Source organism: Bradyrhizobium jicamae (assembly GCF_018130215.1).
Lineage (GTDB): Bacteria > Pseudomonadota > Alphaproteobacteria > Rhizobiales > Xanthobacteraceae > Bradyrhizobium > Bradyrhizobium jicamae_A.
The window spans coordinates 42109-59416 of the sequence record NZ_JAFCKQ010000051.1; the positions used below are offsets into that span (position 1 = coordinate 42109).

The window sequence follows — 17308 nt, forward strand, 5'->3', positions numbered from 1 at the left end:
CGGCAAGACCCGCGGCGGCTCAGCCGAGAATGCCCTTGAAGCCGGCATACAGCGAACCAAACACGGTTACCGCCACGCCGGCCAACGGCCCCACGGTCTGGATCAGATCCTGGATCAGGCGAGCGCGACGCCGGAGTTGCTCTTCCCCGACATGTTGCCCCAGCAGGCGTGCGATCCTGTAGGCGGCCGCATTCGGTCGTCCGCCCTGCGCCAGCGTCTTCGGCAACGCGTAAAACACCACCAGCCCCAGGATGTTACCGGATACGAAGGCGAGGAAGATGCTGGAACTGTATTCGAGCACTTCGCGCCATTCGACCCACGGCCCCGGCAGGATCGGAACATGGTCGTGCAGCCCCGTGACGGTCAGCATCGCGCTTACGCTCAGGGCCGCCGTTGCAACGCCGAGAACCAGCGCGCCCGTGACGCCGAACTTGCCTACGCGAAAGCTGGCAAATCCGAACAAGACCGGCACGATCACCGAGGCGAGCCGCAACCCGATCTGGGAGACATCGAGTACGATAGTAACAAGGATGTGCGCGAAGACGAGCAGGACGGACGGAACGACCACGTAAAGCAGGATCAGGGAGGCAAAATAGCTGATCGGACGTTTGTGCCGCTCCAGGCGGACGTTCACGCGGTCGAGTTCCTGCCGCAGCCTGTCCAGGTCGGCAACGATATCCTGAATCTCAAGCAGGATGGGACGAACGACGCGCAGATCGCGCGAACAGTGCTTGCATGCGATCGCCTCGTCCTTGATCGTCTCGGCGCAAAAGGGACATTCCATCAGTGTTGCCGTCGCTGACGGCGCTTGCTGATTGCATCAAGCTCCCGTCGCGCCTCCTGTAACTCCGCCCTGATCTGCTCGCGCTTTCGAACCAGGTTGTCACGCTCGACGATCAGGGATTCGGGCACCGCAATATCGCGTGCACAGCCGATGCAGACGAGCGCGCCCTCGCAATTGCCGGACATGCAGAAAGGACAGTTCATCGCGTTCAAGGTGCAATCTTGAGAGCAAAGATCGTACTGCCGATTCGACCGTCGCTATCCTTCAGATCGACTCGGACGAGAAAATCGCCGGATGGAACTTCCGCATCGGGCATGTCGACGCCTGACGGCTGCAGATACGCCTTGACGCGAGGCGTCAGGTCGACGTTCGGGGTTCGAAGAAAGGTGATCTTGACCGAGTCGACATCGATTCTAGCGCCGCCGAAGGCCTCGAACTTCAGCTGAAGGTGTACCGGCGACCGTGTGGGTTGGGCGGGCGAGATAACTTCGATCTTCGGCGACCGGAGAATTCCCCGACGGTCGGCAACGACGGCTCCTTTCGGCGGCGGGAGCTTCGCTTCGTCGTCCGAAATCAGCCGCGTTGCCCATGCAGGGTCAAGGCCGAGCAACGTGATGGCCACCAGCACCACCACCCCCGGCAGCCGCAGCCTCCCTGACGTCTTCACGCGTGCTCGCTGCAGATTGGCAACCATCATCGAGCGCCTCCATCCCCGATGATCGAATATGGCGCCCAGAACAAGGGATGGGCATAGGAGAATTCGGTCTTTCCCCCGTTCACGTAGCCGGGCCCGTCGACCAACGCCATCATGGCCTGTCGCAATGCTTCGCCACGCGTGATCGCCTTGTCCTGCGCCTGCCGCCGGAAAAGGTCAGTGACGAGTTCGCGGGCAGATTGCGAGTGGACCGACCAGTTCGTCACCAGCAAGGCACGCGTGCCGGCGTAGAAGAACGCCCGACCCAGCCCGGACGCAGCCTCGGCGCCGGCAGATGCCGCCGAGCCGCTGTTGCAAGCCGACAGCACGACCCAATCGGCATTGAGCTTCAGCGAAAGAATCTCATCCATTGTCAACAGGCCGTCGCCGTCGATGTCCGCGACCGACGGTGCCGAGAGTGCCAGCGCCGGCTGGGTCAGACCGTCCAGATCGCCAGGCAGCAGCCCGTGAGTCGCAAACGCTATCACCTTGACGTTCGAAAGATCGCTGGTCTCGACCTTCCGTTCATTGGCGTCCTTGCCAAGGTTGAGCACCTTCTCCGGATCGGCGTGCAATGCCAGCGCGATCGACCTGAGCTCCTCGGCGGTATCCGGAAGGCGCGGCAACATTCCGAGCTGCGCGCTCTCAACCCCTTCAAGATTTGGCTTGTTGCGCAGCTTCAGCATGACGCCGCGCGTGGTGCCGGAGGCGCTCGCCTCCTGGACCCAACTTGTGTCGGCTTCATCCGCCAATTGCTGGCGACTGAATATCGGATCGCCAAAGCCGACGAATTCCTGCCGCTGGCTCGTGACCGCCGGCAGTTTGCGGAGCGTCACCAGCGACGACGTGGACGGCACGCTGGTGACCGCATGTGTTCGCGCCAGCCACGGCACCTTCCTGTAGCTCGAGAACAGGGGATCGTCGTTCTGGTCCACCTCGGACGGTGCGGTCGGCAGCAGCGACATCGGCAACAGGCCAAGCGCCCCGTTGGTGATGACGATCAGGTTCTTCGCGGGCTTCCAGTCCGCTTCGGACGGCTTCAGCAGGGTTGAATAGAGCCCATAGGCCCGCTTCAGATCGAACGGTGGAATGTCGGAAATGATTGCGGCATTCGGCTCGAGGCTCTCGCGCAGCTTCGCTACCGTCGCATTGACATCGCCGAGCGTCGTGTCAAGGGACGAGAATTGCACCGCCTTGTCCCTGGACAAGACCCACAGGAAGCTACTGAACCTCCCGAAGTAGAAGGAGAGGATCACCTCATCGTCGCGCAGAAGTTTTTGCGTTTCCGACGGTGTCGAAAGCGGTGGTCGCGTCAGGCTGCTGTATTCAGGGAATTTTTTCGCGATCTGCTGCAGCGTTTGCGACCTGGTTTGCTTCAACCGCGCGATTTCTGCCTGCGTTCGTGCAAGCGCGGATCCGTCGCGCTCGGATGCGGGCAAACTCAAAAGGTTGTTCAGCGTTCCGACGGCAGCGCCGATCTCCTTTTCACTATCCTGCGCCGATCTCACCAGTTCCGCGAGAGCGCTGTCCTTTGCCCTCTCACGAAGGGATGAGGCCTGCAGCGCCCTCTGCACGGCCTGCCCACGCAAGACATCCGCATAGCCGAACGTCTGATCGATCTCGGCCGCAGTCGCGAGCGATGGGTTGCGGCTCAGAACCCGGAGATAGATTTCGATGATCAGCCGGACCCGGCCCTCCTGGGCCGCGGCGGTCGCTCCGCTATCGTCGTCGCCCGGCGGATTGTCGGAACTCAGCAGCGCCGGTATCACGGCCCGGAAATCCGTCAGAGCCCCACTGGTGTTGTTGGCGCGCGCCTCGGCGATCGCGACGAACCCGCGCGCCGTGAGCGTATTCAGGCTGTTGTCGCCTGATCTCTGTCGCTCACGTTCATAGGATCGCTGGGCGATATCGAGGGCATCTCCCGCCTTTCCCTCCATGAGCAAAACCGAAACGCGCGCCAGCCCGCCCGATACGAAGGCGCGCCGAGCCGGTTCCCATTTGGCGGTCAAGGCGTCGATCTGGTCGTACAGGCGCGCGGCCGCGGCGTAGTTTCGTTCCATATTCAGAATCTGTGCAAGGAACAGCTGCGCATGGACCAGTTGCGCCGAGTCGGTCGCGTAACCGAGCCCCGCAAAGATCGCGATCACCTCTCGCTGCAGCCTCTCCGCTTCGGCGTACCGACCTTGCTCCTGCAGGACGTACACGAGCACTTCGAGCACCCCGGCGGTATCTGCGTGAAACTTACCGGACTTGCTCAGCCGACTGAGCAGGGCGCGCCTCACATCGGCTTCGCCCTCGCCGACCCGCCCTTGCTTGACCTTGACCCGCCCTTCAAGAGCGAGCGCCCAATCCGAAAACCTTTCCAGTTCGCCTTCGGACGGCTTGGACTCCCATTGCGCAACGGTCTTCAGCGCGCTGAGATAGAAGATCGAAGCCTTGTGATAGGCGGCCTCCGCATCCGGATAGCGGCCGCGAGCCTCGTCGACCCGGGCGTTCCCGTCCTCGACAAGGGCTTGCCAGCTCATTCCATAGACGGGAAAAACCGGCCATCGCTGCGCTTCCGCCAGCAACGCGCGATTCTTGGCGACATAGCTTTCGGCGGTGCCGAGATCGCCATTTCTGAGAGAGCCGACGGCGATTGCATAATGCAGGCCGAACAACTTGCCCTTCTTTTGCTTTGCGAATGCCGAAAGCTGCTTCGCAAGCAAGGCGTTGGCGCGCTTGTGCTGGCCGACGTCGCGCAGGCGACGCATCAGAAGTTGTTCGTAGCGACTGCCGAGATTGGCATAGTCTGCGCCCGCCTCGTTGCTGACCGCCAGCTCTGCATCATCGAGGGCGTCGGCGCGACCAAGCAGCGTTCTTGCCTGGGCACGCTTGTAATAGAAGGCGGCCAGGTCAGGTCCCTTCAGATTTGCCGGAACCGGCTCGTCGGCGGTCGCCGCCTGGGTCGCAATCGCGGTGGGATCCGGCTTTTGCTGATCGAGGATCGCGGTGATGTCGTCGACGTTTCGCGGCGGCGCGACCAGCGCAGGGGCACCGCTTTTGGCGGAGCCAGGGTCCGGCTGTGCGGGGACGGGAACGGTCGACAGCTTGTCGGCAGAGAACAGCGGCGCTTTCGGGTGGGCCGCGATCATCGCACTCTTGGCGCAGGCGCCGACGATCGACCTCGCCCTCGAGAAACAGGCCTCGTGTGTTCCGCCGTTCTGCCGACAAGCCATATAGGCGGGCCTGCCGGAGCTGTTGCGGCAGTTTTCAATCGCCTGATTGAGCTCCAGCGCGCGGCTTGTTTGCGGAAGCAGCACTTGTCCGGCAATGAACACTGCAATGACAAGACAAAAGCGGGCAGCGATGAAACGCATGACCAGCCCCATCAATGAATTGATTATGCGACCGTCTTGAGCTCTTTCCAGCGCCGGCGTCCACGCTGGAGCGCCTGACTTATTCCTTCAAAAACAGCATCTTGCTCCGAAATACAGCCCATCAAACCGCATTGGATGAGCGAAAGCAAGCCGGGTTTGACCGGTGTCGGGCCCAGCTTTCGTATAACCGGACGCAGACAGGGGGACCGCGAGTGTCGTTGCGTGCTGCAGGGAGAATCTGCGACCGCCGCGCCGTCAGGCGATGAAGTGAGGATCTTCGGCGATGAAGTTCATCGCCGTGACCTCGCGCTCGTGCTCCGACTCCGGATCGACCGGGCGATTGTTGGTAGCGCGGTCGATGAACACCCGTGCCGAGGCCTGCCAGGTGTGGAGGGCGGCGAAATCGACACAGGCCTGCCGCGGGATGCTCAGCGCTTCCATGCAGGCATGCTGCAGATCGTCGTCGAGCACGCCAACCGGCGCGGCACCGATCACGTCGCGGGGACCGGTGACCGGAAAAGCGGCAACCGGCAATCCGCTGGCCAGCGCCTCGAGCAGCACGAGGCCGAACGTGTCGGTCCGGCTCGGGAAAACGAACACATCGGCGGCGGCATAGATTTCGGCCAGCTCCTCGCCATGACGCGCCCCGAGGAACACGGCTTCCGGAAACTTCCGCTCCAGTGCCGCACGCGCCGGCCCATCGCCAACCACGACCTTGGTGCCCGGCAGATCGAGCGCAAGGAAAGCCTCGAGGTTCTTTTCCACCGCGATGCGGCCGACGCTCAGATACACCGGCTGCGGCAAGCAAAGATCGACATCACGCGGATGGAACAGCGTGGTATCGACGCCGCGCGACCACAGCACCACGTTGCGGAAGCCGCGCTGACGGAGCTCGGCGGCCAGCGCAGGGGTTGCGGCCATCACCGCCTGGCCCGGCTTGTGGAACCAGCGCAGCATGCGCCACACCCAGCCCTCCGGGATCGGCGACCGCGCCGAGACGTATTCGGGAAAACGGGTGTGGAAGCTGGTCGTGAACGGCAGGCCGCGCCTGCGGCAGTAGCGACGGACCAAAAGGCCGATCGGACCTTCGGTCGCGATGTGGATACTGTCGGGCTTCGCCGCCTCGATCAGTTTCGCGATCTTCGCTGGGCTCGGCAGGGCCAGCCGCAGATCGCGATAGCTCGGCATAGCGAAGGTACGGAACGAGTCCGGCGTCAGGAAAGTCACCTCGACGCCGAGCGACTTCGCCGCCTGTGCCATCGTGGTCAGCGTGCGGACAACCCCGTTGACCTGGGGATGCCACGCATCGGTCGCGACCAGGATGTGCGTCATGCAGCGCGTGCCGTCACTCGCGGAACCGGGGCAATGCTGCGCACCGGATCGGTCCAGGTGATGATCTCGAAGTGACCGTCCTCGTGCTCGGCGAGCGCGGTGCAGCTCTCAACCCAGTCGCCGCAATTCATGTAGCGGATGCCATGCTCGTCGTGGATGGTCGCGTAGTGGATGTGGCCGCAGATCACGCCATCGCAGCCATGGCGCCGCGCCTCGCCGGCGAGCGTCGATTCGAACGCGCCGATATAATTCACCGCCTTCTTGACCTTCAGCTTGGCCCATTGCGACAGCGACCAGTAGGGCACGCCGAACATCTTGCGGAAGAAGTTGACGAAGCGGTTCATCTGGATCGCGAAGTCGTAGGCCTTGTCGCCGAGATGGGCGAGCCAGCGTGCGTTCTGCACCACGAGGTCGAAGATGTCGCCGTGGATCACCAGATAGCGCTTGCCGTCGGCGCCGGTGTGGACCGTGTTCTCCACCACGTCGATGCCGCCGAAATGCGTGCCGTAGTACTTGCGGAGGAACTCGTCGTGGTTGCCGGGGACGTAGATCACCTTGGCGCCCTTGCGCGCCTTGCGCAGCATCTTCTGCACGAAATCGTTATGCGTCTGCGGCCAGTACCAATTCGACTTCAGCGCCCAGCCGTCGACGATATCGCCTACCAGATAGATCGTGTCGGCATCGTGAGAGCGGAGGAAATCCAGCAGACGGTCGGCTTGCGAACCGCGGGCTCCGAGATGAACGTCGGAGATGAACAAAGTGCGAAAGTGCCGCTCGGGGCTCTCTTCGCTCAAGGAGTCACTTCCCATGCCTGTGCACCTACAAGATTCCTGTGACAAGGCGATGACGATCCCCGCGACCCAAGGCCCCACAAAGAGTTAACGAGAATCAGTTGCACGCCCCATCACTGCCGATAACAGCGCGATGCGACAATCTGGCGACATGGGACCCGCCCTGTGTGCGGAACATGTGACGTGTTGCGCGAAACCGACGCGTTATGCGTAGCCCGGATGGAGCGAAGCGCAATCCGGGACTGTATCCGCGGATCAACATCGGGCGCGCGGGCGCGTGACCCGTCGGCTCCATCCGGGCTACGGAGCCTCAATAATACTTGTGAAAATGATGCACAGGTCCGTGACCATGCCCGACAGCGAAACGATCTGCCGCCGCGATCGCATCCGTGATCCACGCCTTGGCGTTGCGCACAGCGCTCTCGAGCTCGTCGCCCCTGGCAAGGCCCGCGGCGATCGCCGACGACAACGAGCAGCCGGTCCCGTGCGTGTTTGGCGTAGCGACGCGCGGCGCTGACAGTGCGACAACGCGCGCGCCGTCGAACAGATAATCGATGCTCTCGGCGCCCGTGCCGTGGCCGCCCTTGATCAGCACCGCGCGACAGCCCAGCGCCAGCAGGCGCCTGCCCTGGCTCTCGACAGCGGCCTCGTTCCCGGCGACGGGCTCGCTCAGCAGCGCCGCCGCCTCGGGCAGGTTCGGCGTGATCAACGACGCCAACGGAAACAGCCTCGTCTTCAGTGCATCGACCGCCCCGGCTGCGAGCAGGCGATCGCCCGAGGTCGCAACCATCACCGGATCGAGCACGACATGCCGCGGTGACCAGCGCGCCAGCCCGTCGGCGATGGCCGCGATGGTCTCGGCCTGCGCCACCATGCCGATCTTGACCGCACCGACGGCAAGGTCTGCGAAGACTGCGTCGATCTGCGCGGCGACGAAGACGGCCGGAACCGGGTGAATGGCGCTGACACCGGTGGTGTTCTGGGCCGTCAGCGCCGTGATCACGGAGGCGCCGTAGACGCCGAGCGCGGCAAAGCTCTTCAGGTCGGCCTGGATGCCCGCGCCTCCAGAGGAGTCCGAGCCCGCAATGGTCAGCGCGATCGGCGTCATTTCGCTGCGCCCATGGCTGGTGGGAACGGGATCATGACCTGTCCTAGCGCGGGCGCCTGCCGGCGGCAAGTTTGCTTGGATTTGCCGTGACTTGCCTCTCGTTCTTCCTGCACTTGGCCTTGCCTTGGTGGCCTGTTTTTGGCCTATAGTCGCGGAAATCCCCGGAGACGACAGCGATGGTTCCCTTCTTCGTCCAGATCAAATGCAAGCTAGGCCAGTCCTACACCGTCGCCAACGCTTTGGCGGAGGCCGAGATTGCGTCGGAGATCTATTCCACCGCGGGCAACTACGATCTCCTCGTCAAGTTCTATGTCGACCACGACACCGACATCGGCCATTTCATCAACGAGAAGGTGCAGGTGATCCCGGGTATCCAGGACACCCTCACCATCATTACCTTCAAGGCGTTCGGCGCGAAGTAGCCGCCCGGACTCGTCGGCCTCAGGATTCCTTTTCCGGCTTCTTCGGCTTCGGCGGTCCCTCGACCGGCGGCAGCGACTTAATGTAGTCGGCGATCGCGTCGCGATCTTCACCTGAAAGCTGAGAGGTGTTGCGGATCACGCGCACCATCGATCCGCCCGCGCTGTCGCCATCCGGCGTCTGCCCGGTCTCGAGGAAATAGGCGATATCCTTCGCGCTCCAGTCCGACAGCCCCTTCTGCGTGATGTTGGGCACCCAGCCCTCGCCTTCCGGATTCGGCCCGCCGGCAAAGCGCTGCGCGCTGATGATGCCGCCGAGAAAATTCCGCGGGCTGTGGCACTCGGCGCAATGGCCGAAGCTGTTGACGAGATAGGCACCGCGATTCCACTGCGCCGAGCGGCCGGCATCGGCGACGAACGGCTTGCCGTCCATGAACAGCCATTTCCAGACACCGATATCGCGGCGGATGTTGAACGGAAACGGCACGTCATGGTCACGAACCTTGCCGGCGACCGGTGGCAGCGTCTTCAGATAGGCAAACAGGTCCCTGACGTCCGCGAGCCTGGCATGCTGATAAGAGGTATAGGGAAACGCCGGGAAGAAATGCGTCCCCGCTGGCGACGTGCCCTTCATCAGCGCGGTCACGAAATCGGCCTCGCTCCAGCGGCCGATACCGTCATCGGGATCGGGCGAGATGTTCGGTGCGTAAAAGGTGCCGAACGGCGACGGGATCGCGAGCCCTCCGCCGAGCCTCAAGCGATCATCCTGCTTCGGCACGGCATGGCAGGAGGAACATCCTCCGGCGTTGAACGTTGTGAGGCCGTTGGCGGGGTTGGGCTGGTAGGCGGGCAGCGCGTCAGCCGCAATGGTCGCGGGGATCGTCAACCACCAGAACAGGCCGAAGCCGGCGGCGCCGGCCGCCACGGCGAGGAGGAGGATTCGTCGCAGCATTCACTGATCCGTCATTGGCGCTTTCAAGGGTGCGGCCAGTATGACCACAGGCGGGCGGATAAGCTTCCATGAAATTTCTCGCCTTCACCGCCATTCCGGGAATAAATCCGCAAGTCTGCTGTTTTGAGACTGACACAACGCGTGACGTCAACAGGGAGAGACCCATGTCGAACAAGACCATGCTTGCCGCGCTGACGCTCGGCGCCGCGATCGCATTCGCCGGCCCGGCGTTCGCCGAGAAGCTGAAGGCAACGCTCAACGGCAAATCCGAAGTGCCGCCGAATACCAGCGCAGGCACCGGCACGGCCGACATCGACTACGACGCCGCCACAAAAAAGCTGACCTGGAAGCTGACCTATTCCGGTCTCAGCGGCCCCGCTACCGCTGCGCATTTCCACGGTCCCGCCGAGCCCGGCAAGAACGCCGGCGTTGCCGTCGCCATCCCGAATGCAAGCTCGAGCCCGGCGGATGGCAGCGCAACGCTGACCGATGCGCAGGCCGCCGATCTCATGGCCGGCAAGTACTATGTCAACGTCCACACCGCGGCCAATCCCGGCGGCGAAATCCGCGGCCAGGTCACCAAGTGATTCCAGCGAAATAATTCCAGAAAGAAGGGCGGACGCAGCAGAGCGTCTGCCCTTCTTGTGTCGCGCGGCTATTTCAGTTTGAGGCGATACGTCTCGTGGCAGTCGCTACAGCGGTCGTTGATGGACTTGAAGGCGACTTTCAACCCATCGATGTCCTTGATCTTGCCCTTGACGTCGGCGATCGCCTTCTGAACCGGCGGGATCTTGGAATCGAAATCCTTCTTGTTCTCCCAAATCTTCTGCGACGATCCGTACGTTGCGTCCTTCACCTGTTCCTTCGGATTCGGCGTAAACACGGTCGCGATCTTGGCTACGTTTTGCTCGAGGTCGGCGATGGCATCGTCCACTGCCTTTTGCTCGTAGGGAATGTCGCCCTTCACCATCTTGCCGATAATGGCATACATGCTCTTCCCCTGAGCCCTCATCAGATTGTCCTGCTCCACGGCGATCTTCTGATCTGCCATGACCGCACTCGCACCGAGCAACAAGAAGCCTCCCAGGGCAGCCGCAACCCGCTTCATGGACGAATTCTCCCTTTCAAATGCATTCGATATGCCGAAAGCCGGCTCGCGCGGCCCGCGGCTTCCACTATAGAACCCGCGCGCGGGAGGTTATTCCCGCGCGCGAGGGTTGATCTTAGAGCTTGTGCAGGCGCTGCGCCTCGCGGATCGCGACCCAGACCCGTTCGGGCGTTGCCGGCATGTCGATGTGGTCGATCTTGTACTCGCGCCACAGCCCCTCGATGATCGCATTGACCACCGCGGGGCAGGAGCCGATCGCGCCGGCCTCGCCCGCCCCTTTCACGCCGAGCGGATTGGTTGTGCAGGGCACGTTGTGGGTCTCGAACGTGAAGGACGGCCCGTCAGCGGCGCGCGGCATCGCGTAGTCCATGAACGTGCCGGTGACGAGCTGGCCATCCGCCGAGCTGTAAACCCCCTGCTCCATCAGCGCCTGGCCAATGCCCTGCATCGCGCCGCCATGGACCTGGCCGGCCAGCAGCAGCGGATTCAGCGTAACGCCGAAATCATCGACGATCACGTAGTTGACGACCTTGATGATCCCGGTGGCGGGATCGATCTCGACCTCGGCGAGATGCGTGCCGTTCGGATAGGTGCCGTCGGCGCTGGCGAACGTCGCGCTCGCATTCATCTTCGATGGATCGCCGCCCGGCCGCTTCGCGAGATCGGCAAAGCTGACGGAACGGTCGGTGCCGGCGATGCGGACGCGGCCATCCGAGATCTCGAGGTCGCCGGCGCCGGCTTCGAGCGCCTGAGCCGCGAGTTCCTTGAGCTTGTTGCCGAGCTCGCGCGTCGCACGCTCGACACTGACGCCGCCGGAGGGGATCGATGCCGAGCCGCCGGTGCCCAGCCCGGTCGCGATCTTGTCGGTGTCGCCTTGCAGCACATGGACACGCTCCGGCGGCACGCCGAACTGCTCGGCGACGAGTTGGGCATAGGCCGTCTGGTGGCCCTGCCCGCTCGACTGCGTGCCGATCAGAATCGAGATGTCGCCGTTGGGATCGAGTGCGACATTGGCGGTCTCCTCGCCCATGGTACCGCAGACCTCGACATAGCTCGCCATGCCGATGCCCCGCACCAGACCATCCTTCTTGGCGGCCTTGGCGCGCTTGGCAAACTCCTTCCAGTTGGCGATCTCCATCGCGCGCTTCATATGCGCGACGAAGTCACCGGAGTCGTAGACCTTTCCCGTCGCGGTCGTGTAGGGCAGCGATTTCGGCGGGATGAAGTTCTTCCGCCTGATTGCATCGGGCGTCATGCCGAGTTTCCGCGCGGCGGCGTCCACCAGCCGCTCGATCACATAGGCGGCCTCCGGGCGGCCGGCGCCGCGATAGGCATCGACCGGCACCGTATTGGTGAACACGGTGCGGACGCGGCAGTGGAAGGCCTGGATGTCGTAGAGCCCCGGCAGCATGCCGGCGCCGCCATGCGGGATGTAGGGCGCAAAGGTCGAGAGATAGGCGCCCATGTCGCCCATCAGGTCGACGTCCATGCCGAGGAACTTGCCGTCCTCGGCGAGCGCCATCCGCGCGGTGGTAAGATTGTCGCGGCCCTGCGCATCGCCCATGAAGTGGTCAGAGCGCTCGGCGGTCCACTTGATGGTCTTCTTCAGCCTGCGCGCGGCGACCGAGATCAGCGCATATTCCCGATACGGAAACAGTTTCGTGCCGAAACCGCCGCCGACGTCGGGGCAGACCACCCGCATCTTCTCTTTCGGGATCTTCAGGATCATGTCGCAGAGGATCTCGCGCAGCCGGTGGCTGCCCTGGCTGCCGATCGTCAGCGTCAGGTGATCCTTCTTGGCATCGTATTCGGCGACGGCTGCGCGCGTCTCCATGAAATTGGTGATGACGCGCGGATTGATGATGGTGATCTCGGCGACCGCATGCGCCTTGGCAAATGCGTCTTCCGCGGCCTTCTTGTCGCCGATCGAGACGTCGAACAGCACATTGCCGGGCTTGTCGGGCCAGACCTGCGGCGCGCCCGTCTTCACGGCATTGGCGAGACCGGCGACAGCGGGCAGTTGCGTCCATTTGACATCAACAGCCTCGATCGCGTCGCGCGCATGATCGACGGTGTCGGCGACCACGAATGCGACGGCGTCGCCGACATGGCGCACCTCGTTCCTGGCGAGGATCGGATAAGGCGGTGCGGTGAACGGATCGGTTTCGAGGTTGAACAGGCACGGCAGGCCACCGAGATCGGCGACATCTTCGGCCGTCAGGACCAGCGCCACCCCGGGCATGCCGCGCGCCCTGGTCGCGTCGATGGTGAAGGTCGCATGCGCATGCGGCGAGCGCAACATCAGCGCTTGCAATGCGGGAGACGGTGCGACGTCGTCGGTGTAGCGGCCCTTGCCGCGGATCAGGGCGTCGTCCTCCTTGCGCCGCACACTTTGTCCGACGCCGAACTTGATGGGAGCTGCCATCGTCTCTCCAATTGGCTTGGTTTTGTTGGTCGCATATTGGCGTGGTTGTCAGGGAAGCGCAAACCGCTTTCCAGGCGCTGTGGCGCGGCGTGCAAACGCGTCCCTATGCAATTGATTCAACAGAGTAAAACTATCCACGCCGGAGCGCGAACAGCCAGCCGCGGCCAAACAGCACGAGGATCGAGAAGCCGTAGACGAACATGCCGACCGCGACCAGGAGCAGGAGGATCAGCGCGTCGCGAATCACCTGAACCGGCGCGAACCACACTGCGGCGAAGTGCGAGGTCAGCCACAGCGCGATCGCCAGCAGGAGGCCGCAGAGCGCGAACGTGCCGAATGTCCGCACCAGCGTGCGATCGAACTCGAGATAGCCACGGCGCACCGCGAAGAACAGCACCAACAGGAGGTTGATCCAGGCGCCGACCGCCGTCGCGAGCGCGAGCCCGACCTGGGCCAGCGAGCCCATCAGCAGCACCTTGAGCAGCACATTGACGGCAAGCCCCGTCAGCGATGCCTTTACCGGCGTCGCGGTGTCCTTGCGGGCGTAGAAGGTCGCGACTGCACTGCGGATCATCACGAACGGGATGAGACCGACCGCATAGGCCGCGAGCGTGACCGCCGCCTCGGCCGCGTTCGCCGCCGTATAGGCACCGTGCGCGAAGACCGCACGAACGATCGGATCGGGCACCGCGATGAAGGCCGCCACGAACGGGACGGTCGCGAGCAAGGTCAGGTCGAAGGCGCGGCGCTGCGCGGCGGCGGCGCCGGCGACGTCACCGGCCGACAGCCGCCGCGACATCTCGGGCAGCAACACGGTGCCGACCGCGATCCCGATCACGCCGATCGGCAACTGGTAGAGACGCTCGGCGTAATAGAGCGCCGACAGCGCTCCCGCCGGCAGGAAGGTCGCGATGATGGTATCGGCGAACACCGCAACCTGCGTACCCATCGAGCCGAGCGTGGCCGGCCCGATCGCACGAAAGAAGGCGCGGACGTCGTCGTCGAGCCGCGGCATCGCAAACCGAGGCAGGCCGCCGTGACGCGAGAGGTCGCCGGCGAGCAGGAAATATTGCAGGAAGCCCGAGATCAGCACACCCCAGGCCGCGGCGTGGCCGGCTGTCGGGAAGAACGCCGCGAGCGCCAGGGTCGCCATCATCGACAGATTGAGGAAGATCGATGCGGCCGCCGCCGTCGCGAAGCGCTGCATCACGTTGAGGATGCCGCCATAGAGCGTCACCATCGTGATTAGCAGCAGATAGGGAAAGGTGATCCGGGTCAGCTCGATCGCAAGCCTGCGCTGCTCAGCATCGTCGCTGAACCCGGGTGCAAGCAGGCGCAGCGCCTGCGGCATAAAGGCCCATGCGAGCATCAGTAGCACGAGCTGGGTCAGGAACAGCAGCGTGAAGATGCGGTCGGCGAACAGGCGCGCCGAGGTGCCGCCGCCCTTGCCATGGACATGGGCATAGGCCGGGATGAAGGCGGTGTTGAACGCGCCCTCGGCGAAGATCGCGCGGAAATTATTCGGCAGCCGCCAGGCGACCAGGAACGCATCGGCAATCGGCCCCGCGCCGAGGATCGCCGCGAGCATGATGTCGCGCGCGAGCCCGGTGAGTCGCGAAAGCAGGGTATAGCCGCCGACAGTGAAGATACGCCCGAGCATGCGCTGCTTCTAGCGCATGCTCGCCATACGCGAAAGCTGCGTTAGGACGAAAGCGCGCTGCGCACAGCCGCGATCACGCAGTCCTGCGTTGCCTCGTCGAGATAGGGGTGCATCGGCAGAGCGATGACGTCCTTCGACAGGCGCTCGCTGACCGGCAGGCCGCCGTCGGCAACCGGATAGTGGCTGTAGGCCGTCTGCTGGTGGACCGACTTTGGATAGTAAATCATGGTCGGAACGCCCAGCGCCTTCAGGGTCGTCGCGAAGGCGTTGCGATCGATGCCCTCGTAGAGACGGATCGTGTACTGCGCCCACACCGAGGTGCAGCCGGGCGCAAGGCGCGGCACGGCGACGAGGTTGCCGAGCGCGCGCGAATAGCGCTCAGCCACCCTGTTGCGCGCGGCAATCTCGTCGTCGAAGATCTTCAACTTCTCGATCAGGATCGCCGCCTGCATGGTGTCGAGCCGCGCAGTGAGACCAAGCCGCACGTTATCGTACTTGTCCGAGCCCTGGCCGTGCACGCGGATACTGCGCAACGTGTGGGCGAGTTCGTCGTCATCGGTGAAGATCGCGCCGCCGTCGCCGAAGCAGCCGAGCGGCTTGGCGGGGAAAAAGCTTGTCGCAGTCGCAAGACCGAAGGTGCCGAGCTTTCGGCTCTTGTAGCTCGCGCCGAACGCTTGCGCGGCGTCGTCGAGCACGAACAAGCCCTCAGCCTTCGCGACGACAGCCACGGCATCGTGATCGGCGCTCTGGCCAAACAGATCAACCGGGATGACACCGACCGGCTTAAGCCCACGCCCCCGCGCGGTCGCGATGCCGCGCTTGAACGAGTTGACGTCGATGTTGAAGGTCACCTCATCGACGTCGACGAAGACTGGCGTCGCACCAGTCAGCGTCACGACTTCGGCGGTCGCGCAAAAGGTGAACGACGGACACAGCACCGCGTCGCTAGGCCCGACATTCTTCGCCATCAGCACCATCAGGAGTGCGTCGGTGCCGCTGGCGCAGGTGACCACATGCTTTGCGCCGCTGTACTTTGCCAGGGCCCCCTCCAGCGCCATCACCTCCGGGCCATTGATGAACTGGCAGTGGTCGAGCACGCGGGCGACTGCCTCATCGATCGACTTACCTAGCCGCTGCCGCTGCGCAATGATATCGATGAACGGGATGGGTTTTGGAGACATGTGCTGGTTCATGAAGGACCTTTGTGTGTTGAGAGAATAACAATTAGCCGACGACGCGGCGCGGGCCCTTGCGCGCCGTCGAGGCGGCGGGCCTGGCAGGCGATTCCAGGCAGCGGATCGCGACCGCGAGGCTGGCGACGCCTTCGTCGCCCGAGACGGCCGGCAGCTTGCCGGTCCTGACCGCATCTAGGAATGCGATCAGTTCGGCGCGCAGCGGCTCGTCATGGCCGACGGGCAGATGGCGCATCGAATAGCTGCCGTCCGGCTTGAAGCCGAAGCATTCGGTGACCTGCCGCGTCAGCAGGTCGCCCATGACGTATTTGCCGCGCGTCGCTACCGTAACGTTGCGCGCCTTGAACGGCGTCAGCCAGTTGGTGTTGATGTGGGCGAGCACGCCGGAAGCGGTACGGAACTGCAAGAGCGCAATGTCCTCGCGCTCGGCGACCGCGCTGGAAAGCTGCGGCTGCACCTCGACGATGTCTGATTCCGTGAACCAGCGGATCAGGTCGATGTCGTGCACCGCGAGGTCGATCACGACGCCGACGTTCGACATCCGTGGTGGGAACGGCCCGACGCGGGTGATGCCGATCGACAGGATATCCTCGCCCGAGATCGCCTGCTTGATCGCGGCGACCGCCGGGTTGAAGCGCTCGACATGGCCGACCATCAGCGTGACGCCGGCGCGTCCTGCGGCGGCGACGATCTCGCGGCCCTCCTCGACGGTGGAGGCGACCGGCTTCTCGACCAGGATATTGATGCTGCGCGCGATGCAGGTCAGCGCAATCTCGTGATGCAGATGGGTTGGGGCCGCGATCGTCACCGCATCGACGCCCTCGGCGAGCAGTTCATCGAGGGTCTCGAAGGCGCGACAGCCGACGAGGTCGATGGCGCGGGTGCGATGCTCCGGCAGCGGATCGACGATCCCGATCAGCACGACACCGGGCAGTCCAGCCAGCACGCGGGCGTGGTTGCTGCCCATCACGCCGGCCCCGATCACGCCGACGCGCAGCGCGCGCTGGATATCGGCCTTCGCGCCCGATGCGGACACTTTTGCATTCATATTATTGACCCCGACTGACCTTCTGGCGGTTGTGCCGACTACCCCGGGAGCCCCCCGCCCCGAGAGGGACCAGCACGATGACCCCAGCCCGTGGTTGGCGCTCCGGCGCGAACCACCCCCGCTTCGTTGGAAGCCGCTATAGCACGAGGCCACAAATGCGGCGATTGGCAACGGAGAAATCCGGACACGTTTTGATTCAAAGAGTTACATCGCCCCAAAGGCCTTGTCGGGGCGATGGAACCGGGGCGATGGGTGCGCCGGCAATCATCAAATGCGCTGGTAATCATCCTCGATGCGGATGATGTCGTCCTCGCCGAGGTAGCTGCCGGTCTGCACCTCGATCAGCTCGAGCTGGATTTTGCCGGGGTTCTCCAGCCGGTGCACCGCGCCGATCGGGATGTAGATCGATTCGTTCTCGTGCACGGTCTTGACCAG

At 63.8% G+C, this 17308-nt stretch carries 15 protein-coding genes and 1 pseudogene; 2 read left to right on the forward strand and 14 right to left on the reverse strand.

Features of this window, described 5'->3' with window-relative positions; all coding sequences use genetic code 11:
* Positions 1-19 precede the first annotated feature (19 nt).
* The 7 genes from JQ586_RS33865 to thiD form a co-directional block, all read right to left on the reverse strand.
* On the reverse strand, positions 20-784 hold the full coding sequence (locus tag JQ586_RS33865; protein WP_212398979.1) for a hypothetical protein: 765 nt from the start codon (positions 782-784) through the stop codon (positions 20-22).
* Positions 784-987, reverse strand: coding sequence for a hypothetical protein (locus tag JQ586_RS33870; protein WP_212398992.1), 204 nt, complete (start codon positions 985-987; stop codon positions 784-786). Before JQ586_RS33870 ends, JQ586_RS33865 begins: the two co-directional genes overlap by 1 nt.
* 5 nt (positions 988-992) lie before the next feature.
* Positions 993-1481 carry a hypothetical protein gene (locus tag JQ586_RS33875; protein ID WP_249148519.1) on the reverse strand — a complete coding sequence of 163 codons (489 nt, stop codon included), beginning with the start codon at positions 1479-1481 and terminating at the stop codon, positions 993-995.
* Positions 1478-4612: a CHAT domain-containing tetratricopeptide repeat protein gene (locus JQ586_RS33880; protein WP_249148520.1), complete on the reverse strand. Its 3135-nt coding sequence runs from the start codon at positions 4610-4612 to the stop codon at positions 1478-1480. Before JQ586_RS33880 ends, JQ586_RS33875 begins: the two co-directional genes overlap by 4 nt.
* A gap of 480 nt (positions 4613-5092) precedes the next feature.
* The gene (locus JQ586_RS33885) at positions 5093-6169 is read right to left on the reverse strand and encodes a glycosyltransferase family 1 protein (protein ID WP_249148521.1); all 1077 of its coding nucleotides are present in this window, start codon (positions 6167-6169) and stop codon (positions 5093-5095) included.
* On the reverse strand, positions 6166-6978 hold the full coding sequence (locus JQ586_RS33890; RefSeq protein ID WP_212398981.1) for a UDP-2,3-diacylglucosamine diphosphatase: 813 nt from the start codon (positions 6976-6978) through the stop codon (positions 6166-6168). The genes JQ586_RS33885 and JQ586_RS33890 overlap by 4 nt, the downstream gene beginning before the upstream one ends.
* Positions 6979-7270: 292 nt before the next feature.
* Positions 7271-8068: a bifunctional hydroxymethylpyrimidine kinase/phosphomethylpyrimidine kinase gene (gene thiD, locus JQ586_RS33895; protein WP_212398982.1), complete on the reverse strand. Its 798-nt coding sequence runs from the start codon at positions 8066-8068 to the stop codon at positions 7271-7273.
* 176 nt (positions 8069-8244) lie between these two features.
* Between thiD and JQ586_RS33900 the strand changes: the two genes are divergently transcribed.
* Positions 8245-8490 (forward strand): Lrp/AsnC ligand binding domain-containing protein, encoded by a 246-nt coding sequence (locus JQ586_RS33900; protein ID WP_016845986.1) that lies wholly within the window; start codon positions 8245-8247, stop codon positions 8488-8490.
* A 19-nt stretch (positions 8491-8509) separates the two neighbouring features.
* Here JQ586_RS33900 and JQ586_RS33905 read toward each other — a convergent pair whose 3' ends face one another.
* Entirely contained in the window at positions 8510-9439 is a 930-nt protein-coding gene (locus JQ586_RS33905; protein ID WP_212398983.1) for a cytochrome c, read from the reverse strand.
* A gap of 164 nt (positions 9440-9603) precedes the next feature.
* On the opposite strand from JQ586_RS33905, the gene JQ586_RS33910 reads away from it, so the two are divergent.
* Positions 9604-10026 (forward strand): CHRD domain-containing protein, encoded by a 423-nt coding sequence (locus JQ586_RS33910; RefSeq protein WP_212398984.1) that lies wholly within the window; start codon positions 9604-9606, stop codon positions 10024-10026.
* 68 nt (positions 10027-10094) lie between these two features.
* Here JQ586_RS33910 and JQ586_RS33915 read toward each other — a convergent pair whose 3' ends face one another.
* From JQ586_RS33915 to cpsB, 6 genes and pseudogenes are all read right to left on the reverse strand, one after another.
* Positions 10095-10547, reverse strand: a complete 453-nt coding sequence (locus JQ586_RS33915; RefSeq protein ID WP_212398985.1) for a cytochrome c — start codon at positions 10545-10547, stop codon at positions 10095-10097.
* Positions 10548-10662: 115 nt separating this feature from the next.
* Entirely contained in the window at positions 10663-12972 is a 2310-nt protein-coding gene (locus tag JQ586_RS33920; protein ID WP_212398986.1) for a xanthine dehydrogenase family protein molybdopterin-binding subunit, read from the reverse strand.
* A 130-nt stretch (positions 12973-13102) separates the two neighbouring features.
* Positions 13103-14632 (reverse strand): murein biosynthesis integral membrane protein MurJ, encoded by a 1530-nt coding sequence (gene murJ, locus JQ586_RS33925; RefSeq protein WP_212398987.1) that lies wholly within the window; start codon positions 14630-14632, stop codon positions 13103-13105.
* 41 nt (positions 14633-14673) lie between these two features.
* Positions 14674-15825, reverse strand: coding sequence for a DegT/DnrJ/EryC1/StrS aminotransferase family protein (locus JQ586_RS33930; RefSeq protein WP_212398988.1), 1152 nt, complete (start codon positions 15823-15825; stop codon positions 14674-14676).
* Between the two features lie 31 nt (positions 15826-15856).
* Complete coding sequence (locus tag JQ586_RS33935; protein ID WP_212398989.1) at positions 15857-16873, reverse strand: Gfo/Idh/MocA family protein; 1017 nt, start codon at positions 16871-16873, stop codon at positions 15857-15859.
* 267 nt (positions 16874-17140) lie between these two features.
* Positions 17141-17308: pseudogene (cpsB, locus tag JQ586_RS33940) on the reverse strand (mannose-1-phosphate guanylyltransferase/mannose-6-phosphate isomerase); the annotation flags it as partial.

Coding starts and splice junctions, on each gene's coding strand:
- JQ586_RS33935 (WP_212398989.1), bottom strand. CDS start 16,873: ATGAATGCAAAAGTGTCCGCATCGGGCGCGAAGGCCGATATCCAGCGC.
- JQ586_RS33865 (WP_212398979.1), bottom strand. CDS start 784: ATGGAATGTCCCTTTTGCGCCGAGACGATCAAGGACGAGGCGATCGCA.
- JQ586_RS33915 (WP_212398985.1), bottom strand. CDS start 10,547: ATGAAGCGGGTTGCGGCTGCCCTGGGAGGCTTCTTGTTGCTCGGTGCG.
- JQ586_RS33890 (WP_212398981.1), bottom strand. CDS start 6,978: ATGGGAAGTGACTCCTTGAGCGAAGAGAGCCCCGAGCGGCACTTTCGC.
- JQ586_RS33930 (WP_212398988.1), bottom strand. CDS start 15,825: ATGAACCAGCACATGTCTCCAAAACCCATCCCGTTCATCGATATCATT.
- JQ586_RS33905 (WP_212398983.1), bottom strand. CDS start 9,439: ATGCTGCGACGAATCCTCCTCCTCGCCGTGGCGGCCGGCGCCGCCGGC.
- JQ586_RS33870 (WP_212398992.1), bottom strand. CDS start 987: ATGAACTGTCCTTTCTGCATGTCCGGCAATTGCGAGGGCGCGCTCGTC.
- JQ586_RS33910 (WP_212398984.1), top strand. CDS start 9,604: ATGTCGAACAAGACCATGCTTGCCGCGCTGACGCTCGGCGCCGCGATC.
- thiD (WP_212398982.1), bottom strand. CDS start 8,068: ATGACGCCGATCGCGCTGACCATTGCGGGCTCGGACTCCTCTGGAGGC.
- JQ586_RS33900 (WP_016845986.1), top strand. CDS start 8,245: ATGGTTCCCTTCTTCGTCCAGATCAAATGCAAGCTAGGCCAGTCCTAC.
- JQ586_RS33920 (WP_212398986.1), bottom strand. CDS start 12,972: ATGGCAGCTCCCATCAAGTTCGGCGTCGGACAAAGTGTGCGGCGCAAG.
- JQ586_RS33885 (WP_249148521.1), bottom strand. CDS start 6,169: ATGACGCACATCCTGGTCGCGACCGATGCGTGGCATCCCCAGGTCAAC.
- murJ (WP_212398987.1), bottom strand. CDS start 14,632: ATGCTCGGGCGTATCTTCACTGTCGGCGGCTATACCCTGCTTTCGCGA.
- JQ586_RS33875 (WP_249148519.1), bottom strand. CDS start 1,481: ATGATGGTTGCCAATCTGCAGCGAGCACGCGTGAAGACGTCAGGGAGG.
- JQ586_RS33880 (WP_249148520.1), bottom strand. CDS start 4,612: ATGATCGCGGCCCACCCGAAAGCGCCGCTGTTCTCTGCCGACAAGCTG.